The sequence below is a fragment of the Companilactobacillus halodurans genome (assembly GCF_009600985.1).
Classification (GTDB): domain Bacteria; phylum Bacillota; class Bacilli; order Lactobacillales; family Lactobacillaceae; genus Companilactobacillus; species Companilactobacillus halodurans.
This window is the reverse complement of record NZ_VDFP01000177.1, coordinates 1-1,267: the sequence shown is the minus strand read 5'-3', so window position 1 is coordinate 1,267 and position 1,267 is coordinate 1. Positions and strand designations below refer to the sequence as shown.

The window sequence follows — 1,267 nt, the reverse complement described above, 5'->3', positions numbered from 1 at the left end:
GATGTTAAAAAAGTAGTAGATAAGAAGACAAACCAGAAATCTTGGTGGAATCAAATCATAGAATTTTTTAAACATTTATTTTAGGAGCGTGTAGAAATGAGTTTAAAAATTAGTAGTGCGATAGAGATTTTGAAAAAGCATGATTTACTGGTTTCTAGTTCAGTTAGTGATGAAAACCTTGAAGTAACAAATATTAGTTACAATTCTAAAGCGGATCAAACAAATGGAATTTTCTTCTGCAAGGGTAATAAATTTAAAGCTGAATATTTGGATCAAGCTATTAAGAATGGTGCCAAAATTTATGTATCAGAAAAAGAATATAGTAAGGATATTGATCGTTTAATCGTTAAGGATGCTTCAAAAGCTTTGGCTCTATTGAGTGCCAAATACTATGGCAATCCAGAAAATGATTTATTCATTGTTGCTTTTACCGGAACTAAAGGAAAAACAACGACATCATACTTCCTATATGATATTTTGAAGAATGCTTATCCTAAACAAGTTGGTCTATTTTCAACCGTTGATCGTATTGTGGGACCAGATCCTAAAGATGAATTTAAGTCAGATCTTACAACGCCAGAGTCATTGGAATTATTCCGTGACATGAGAAGATGTGTTGATAATGGCCTTAAATACTTAGTTATGGAAGTATCTTCTCAAGCTTATAAGAAGAATCGTGTTTATGGCTTGAAGTTTGATATTGGTGGATTCTTGAATATTACACCTGATCATATTGGACCTAATGAACATCCAACTTATGAGGACTACTTGAATTGCAAGAAACAATTAATGATCAATTCCAAGATCAATATTATTAATCGTCAAACAAATGACTACGACACAGTTTATGCCGCAGCTAAAGAAACAAGCACTGATAAGGATATTTACAGATTCGCTCAAAATGAAGTTGGCGATACTGATTTTAGTATTCGTAACAAGGAATCAAACTTGAACGATTCTGTCTTTACCTTTACAGCCGAAAGCGATAAAGCAGAGGACTTACAGGAACATAGCGAATATACATACAAATTGGGCCTTGTTGGTGACTTCAATGAGTTAAATGCTGGGGCAGCAATAATTGCCGCCAAGAAGATCGGTGTTAAAAACGAAGTGATTGCTGATAGTTTAAAATCAGCGTTTGTTCCCGGAAGAATGGAACATATTAATACCCAATCTCATGGAACGATTTTTGTAGATTATGCTCACAATTATGCCAGTATGAATGCTCTTTTGAGCTTCATCAAGCGTGAATATCCAAGTTCTAAGA

The 1,267-nt window shown here is 33.9% G+C and carries 1 protein-coding gene; it reads left to right on the top strand.

Going from position 1 to position 1,267, the window contains the following annotated elements; translation table 11 throughout:
- Positions 1-96 precede the first annotated feature (96 nt).
- Positions 97-1,267 (top strand): Mur ligase family protein (locus FHL06_RS13410; protein WP_153387124.1); only part of this gene is annotated, 1,171 nt, incomplete at its 3' end.